This is a genomic window from uncultured Cardiobacterium sp., assembly GCF_938028185.1.
Taxonomy (GTDB): domain Bacteria; phylum Pseudomonadota; class Gammaproteobacteria; order Cardiobacteriales; family Cardiobacteriaceae; genus Cardiobacterium.
The window spans coordinates 1-5,145 of sequence record NZ_CALJAH010000271.1 but is presented as its reverse complement, the minus strand read 5'-3'; the positions used below and the strand labels follow the sequence as shown (position 1 = coordinate 5,145).

Below are 5,145 nucleotides of genomic sequence, written 5' to 3'. Positions count from 1 at the left end.
GCCTTACAGCGTAAGGGCTGCGGCGTTTTTTAGCACCCGTTTTGTCCATTACGCCCTACATTACCGTCTTTTCCACAATCAGGAGCCATCATGCCTCATAAAACCGCCCTTGTTGCCGCCTTGCTGCTCGCCCTCTGCCCGCTGGCACAGGCGGAAAACGCGTCCGCCGCCGCTGCCCCGGCAGCACCGCCCGCCAAGACCACCGTGCAAGAGCGCGAAGATGAAGTCTCAACCTATTTCCGCCATCCTGATCCGGCGCGCGCCCTAAAGTTATTGCTGCATATGGCAGACAAACCCATTTTTCAGAACAAGGCCAGCGCCAGATTCAATATGATGGCGTGGGGTGCGCAGGTTTTGCGTGATAATCCGCAGGAAACGATGAAATGGTGCGACGCGCTGCAAGCCAAAATAGATGCCGCTGATTTACTGATTCTATACAGATTTGCGGCAACGCCGGATAGCGAAAAATGTATCGAAAAAATCAATCCCCCGCAGGAATTGGTCAAGCAAACGGAAGGATTAAATCTGGAAGAATTTACCAGCCTGACCTTCCCGGATGCCGCCTCGCTCGATGTCTTGTGGGTCTCTTTTTATGCGACAGGCAAAGCGGAATATGTAAAGAAAATCGTGGATTTTGTCATTGCCAGCAAGGACAGCAAAGACCCTTTAACGACCGGTGCGGCCAAATGGTCGCTGGGCAGTAACATGAAGCAATATCCCGAAATAAAAACTATCGTGGAAGATTATCTGCAAACCCTGCCTGCCGAAAAACAAACGGTATTTACCCAACAAATGGCAGGCTTCCAAAAATAAACGCTTGCCGCATTGTCATCATCCCGCCACTTTGCAATCCGTAAAGTGGCGCCTTTTTCACACTCAGGAGCCATCATGCCCCGTAAAACCACTATTGCCGCCGCGCTTGCGCTGGTGGTCAGTCATGCCGCCTTTGCCGATATCACCGAGACCGTGAGCGAAGGCAAAGACCGCGAAGCCGTCGCCGTCACCATTTACAACGAAAACCTCGCGCTGGTGCGCGAAGCGCGCAAACTGCCGCTGAACGCGGGCGCGAACCGCATCGCCCTGCGCGACGTCTCCGCCCGCATCATGCCGGAAACGGCGAGCCTCGCCGCCCGCAGCGGCGCGGCGCTGCAACTGTTGGAGCAGAACTTCGATTACGACCTGTTGAGTGCGCAGTCGCTCTTGGGCAAATACGTCGGCAAGCGTGTCACCGTCATCCATACCAACCCGGCGAGCGGCGCGGAAACGCGCGAAGAAGCGACGGTACTCGCCAATAACGACGGCGTGGTGTTGCAATACGCCGACCGCATCGAAACCGGGCTGCCCGCCAACGCCCGCCTCGCCTACGGCGACGTCCCCGCCAACCTGCGCGATCACCCGACGCTCACCGTTGATTTGCAAAGCGAACAGGCGGGCGAGCAGACCGTCGATCTCGCCTACCTCAGCAGCGGCTTCTCGTGGCAGGCCGATTACGTCGCCAGCCTTGCCAACGACGAAAAAAGCCTCAACCTCGCCGGCTGGGTGACGCTGGACAACCAGAGCGGCACCACCTACGACAACGCCACCCTGCAACTGGTCGCGGGCGATGTCAGCCGGGTGCGCCCGGACTTTGACAGCATGGCGCTGCGCGCCGCCCCGGTCGCGGCGATGGAAGAGGCCGCGCCGATGGCGGAAGAATCGCTGTTTGAATACCACCTCTACACTTTGAACCGCCCGACCACGCTGAAAAACAACCAGAAAAAACAGGTGGCGCTGCTCTCCGCCGCCAATGTCCCGGTGCGCAAGGAATACCGCCTGCAGGGCGAAAATTACACCTATTACAACAGTCTGCGCGGCGAATCGCCGGAGCTGGGCGACAAGCGCAAAGTCGATGTCTTCGTCGAATTCAAAAACGAAGAAAAAGGCCAACTGGGCATCCCGCTGCCGAAAGGCATCGTCCGCGTTTACAAAAACGACAGCGACAATCGCGCCCAGTTCATTGGCGAAGACCGCATTGACCACACCGCCAAAAATGACACGGTGCGCCTCAAACTGGGCAGCGCCTTTGACGTGACCGGCGTGTGGAAAAGCGTGTCCGTGAAAAATCTGGACAGCGGCAAACTGGGCAAACTGATTGATGGCGAACAGTTCGAGGCGACTTACAGCATCGAACTCAGCAATGCCAAAAAAGAAGACGTCACGGTGAAAGTGGTTGAGCCGTTGCCGGGCGACTGGAATATCACCGCAGAAACCTTCAAGCACGAAAAAGTCGGCGCGGATTTGGCGCAATGGCAAGTGCCTGTTCCGGCGGATGGCAAAGTGGAATTGAAATACACGGTGCGGATTAAATTCTGAATATCGCACCAACAAAAACCGCCGGAATGACCGGCGGTTTTTTTATGGACGGGTTATCTGCCCGAAAAAGGACTTTTGCGTTGCGGGCGGGGCGTTTTACGGGTGGGTGTTTCCGCAACGAAGTTGTCGCCATCAAAGCGGTAATGCTGCAATTCATTTTGCATTGCGCCGCCGGGATATTTTGCCGTGGTTTTGACGCGGGGGAAGGTGAGGGTCTTCTTTTCGTCGTCGTAAATGAAACGGGTGCGTGCCGGATATTTGCTCAGCGCGGGCTGGTCGAGCAGGCTGCGCATATCGTATTCGTATTGCAGGGTCGCGGTCAGCGTATTGTCGTGCGCTATCCACGCAGCGGGGACGAGGTCATCGCCTGCGACGTGCAACAGCGTCAGTTTTTCCGCATGGTTTAGCATTGCATCCTTGTCGCTTTCGATGAGAAACCAGGCGGTGCCTTTCTTGCCCAAATGCGCGGTATCAATGGCAATGGTTTGTTCGTTTTGCGTGGCGGCAATGGCGGGCGCATCAATAATGCGCGTTTGCCAATCGTGGGTGCGGTATTGCCAGACTTCGCGGTAATGGCGCTCGATACCGCCGGTCATATCGTCCCAGCGCCAGGCGCGGAATTGTTTGTCAGCGGCGGTGGCAATGCGCAATCCCGCCGCCTGCGCCTGCGGGTAATCGCAATCCCAGTTGGTATTGGCCTGCGTGGCAAGCAGGCGGTGTATTTCGCTATTGGCGCCGTCCCGCTCGCCGCGTTCGTAGGCGACGACAGATTGGGTGTTTTGTAATTGGCGCAATGGCGTGGCGAGCGCGGCATCCATTTCGGCGCAATTGTGTGCGCTGGCAATGGCGGGATATAAAAAAAGGATAAGGCGGATATTCATGGGGCGGAATTTTCTTTGAGCGGAATGAAATGTTCGATGAGGCGAATGATGAGGTCTTTTTGCGCGGGCGCACTTTCGGCGACGAGTAATGTCAGTGCGACCAGGGTATTGTTATTGATGAATTGTGCGACGGTTTTGTCGAGCAGGTGCTGGTTGAGGCGCAGATACCAGAGAAAGAGAAAGGCGCCACTGCGTTTGTTGCCATCGGCGAGCGGGTGATTTTTGATGACGAAGTAGAGCAGATGAGCGGCGCGGCTGGCTATGTTCGGATAAAAGAGGTCGTCGCCAAAGCCCTGTTCGATGGTGGCAATGGCCGAGGCGAGGCCGTCGCCGCGCACCTGGGCAAAGAGTGCAGTCGCCTCACCCTTGGCGACGAGCGCGGTTTTGAGGTCGGCCAGCGCGGCAAGCACGTCATCGAGGGCGAGCGCGCGCATTCCGTTCTGGCGGGCGCTGGTAGCGGCGAGGCTTTGCGCATCGTAGCCTTGCAGCAGGCTCCAGCTGTTGGCGTAGTCCTGTATCACTTGCCGGTGAAGGTCTGTCGGGTTTGCATTTTCCATACGGACTCCTGATGGTTCAGACGCTGCCGATGCGGTGCGTTTGCGGGTCAAGTTCGCGCTCGCGGTAGGCGGCGTAACGGCTGCGGGTGCTGCGCAGCACGTCTGGCTGCGGTGTCACGATTTCCAGCACACGGCTGCAATCGCGCGGCAGGTCGGGCGTGGTTTCCAGGCTGAGATTGATGAGGACGTCGGCGCGGGCGATGCGCTCCGGCGGCACGGCGAGCAGTATTGCCGCCTCGCCGGCAAGCGGGTCGTCCGGGCGGCAGTGGGTGAGGAAGCTGTCGTCGGCGCGGTAGTGCCAAAGCGCGTGGTCGAGTTGCGCCGCCATCGCCTCGTCGGCGCAACAGATGAGGGTTTGCAGCCGCTCCTGTTGGGCTTTTTCGGCGAGTTTGCAGGCGAGCTCCAGGCGGTGTTCGAGACCGCTGCCATCGGGCAGGATGTAGAAGCGGACGGTGGGTTTTACGGGCATGGCGGCATCAGTTGTCGTCTTTGCCGAACAGGCGGGCGGCGAGCGCCAGTCCCTTTTCCTGCCCTTCCAGGGTGAGATGGGCGGATTTTTTGCGGCTGCGTGGTTGGGTGATGTAGCCCTTTTCGTAGAGGGTATTCATCAGGTCAAAGTCGTAGTTTTTCCAGAAATGGCCGGTTTCGCGGTTGCTGATTACGGTAATCAGCGCGAGCAGGGCATCTTCGATTTTTTGGTCGTCGTATGGCATGGTTTATGTCTCCTTGGTTGGGTTAATCAGATGGTGCTTTGCCGTCGTCCAGCACGGACAGCAGGTGCCAGCAGGCGGCCGTGGCAATGAGGATGGCGGCAAAGAGGGCGACGACGGGCGCGCTGTGGCGCAGTCGCCACAGTTGCCAGCCGAGGGCGGCAAGCAGGGTGAGGTAGATGCAGGCGGTGGCAGCGGCGAGGAAGCGCAGGTCGTAGTCGCGGTAGCGGCGGGCGAGGTCGGCGCAGCAGGGCAGCAGCCAGTAGTACGCCAGCCACGGCGCGTTATCCACGCAGGCGAAGGCGATGCCGAGCAGGATGGCGCCGTAGAAATGGTCGCGTCGCGTGGGGTCGTCGGCGGGGATGCGGCTGAATCCGGCGAGTGCGGTCGCCACGCCAAAGGCGATGACATACGGCAGCCAGGCGGGCGGGGCGTAGGTGGCGAGTACCGCGTAGCAGGCAATCATCCCGGCGTAGAGCGAGGCGGGCGTGGCAGGCAGCGGCAGTTCGCGCGTGATGGCGAGTACGCCCCGCCACCACAGTTCGCCCGCGAGGATGAGGGCGAGGCAGGCGGCGGTTTGCGGAAAGCCCAGTCCGCAGGCGGTGGCGGCGAGGATGGCGCAGGCGAGGTGCGGCAGGCGCAGCC

At 59.3% G+C, this 5,145-nt stretch carries 5 protein-coding genes and 2 pseudogenes; 2 read left to right on the top strand and 5 right to left on the bottom strand.

Going from position 1 to position 5,145, the window contains the following annotated elements; translation table 11 throughout:
• The first annotated feature begins 90 nt into the window (after positions 1-90).
• Positions 91-813 (top strand): hypothetical protein, encoded by a 723-nt coding sequence (locus Q0349_RS07990; protein ID WP_298080341.1) that lies wholly within the window; start codon positions 91-93, stop codon positions 811-813.
• A 75-nt stretch (positions 814-888) separates the two neighbouring features.
• Entirely contained in the window at positions 889-2,352 is a 1,464-nt protein-coding gene (locus tag Q0349_RS07985) for a DUF4139 domain-containing protein (protein ID WP_298080340.1), read from the top strand.
• A 53-nt stretch (positions 2,353-2,405) separates the two neighbouring features.
• Here Q0349_RS07985 and Q0349_RS07980 read toward each other — a convergent pair whose 3' ends face one another.
• The 5 genes and pseudogenes from Q0349_RS07980 to Q0349_RS07960 all read right to left on the bottom strand — a co-directional run.
• Positions 2,406-3,233: a hypothetical protein gene (locus Q0349_RS07980; RefSeq protein ID WP_298080339.1), complete on the bottom strand. Its 828-nt coding sequence runs from the start codon at positions 3,231-3,233 to the stop codon at positions 2,406-2,408.
• Positions 3,230-3,754, bottom strand: a pseudogene (locus Q0349_RS07975) (Fic family protein); the annotation flags it as partial. The gene Q0349_RS07980 and the pseudogene Q0349_RS07975, both read right to left, overlap by 4 nt.
• Positions 3,755-3,806: 52 nt before the next feature.
• Positions 3,807-4,259 (bottom strand): DNA polymerase III subunit chi, encoded by a 453-nt coding sequence (locus tag Q0349_RS07970; RefSeq protein WP_298080337.1) that lies wholly within the window; start codon positions 4,257-4,259, stop codon positions 3,807-3,809.
• Between the two features lie 7 nt (positions 4,260-4,266).
• Positions 4,267-4,503, bottom strand: coding sequence for a DUF6429 family protein (locus Q0349_RS07965; protein ID WP_298080336.1), 237 nt, complete (start codon positions 4,501-4,503; stop codon positions 4,267-4,269).
• A gap of 22 nt (positions 4,504-4,525) precedes the next feature.
• Positions 4,526-5,145, bottom strand: a pseudogene (locus tag Q0349_RS07960) (hypothetical protein); the annotation flags it as partial.

Bases quoted from the DNA above. Each gene is read 5' to 3' on its own strand.
- Q0349_RS07965 (WP_298080336.1), bottom strand. From the start codon at position 4,503: ATGCCATACGACGACCAAAAAATCGAAGATGCCCTGCTCGCGCTGATT.
- Q0349_RS07980 (WP_298080339.1), bottom strand. From the start codon at position 3,233: ATGAATATCCGCCTTATCCTTTTTTTATATCCCGCCATTGCCAGCGCA.
- Q0349_RS07970 (WP_298080337.1), bottom strand. From the start codon at position 4,259: ATGCCCGTAAAACCCACCGTCCGCTTCTACATCCTGCCCGATGGCAGC.
- Q0349_RS07990 (WP_298080341.1), top strand. From the start codon at position 91: ATGCCTCATAAAACCGCCCTTGTTGCCGCCTTGCTGCTCGCCCTCTGC.
- Q0349_RS07985 (WP_298080340.1), top strand. From the start codon at position 889: ATGCCCCGTAAAACCACTATTGCCGCCGCGCTTGCGCTGGTGGTCAGT.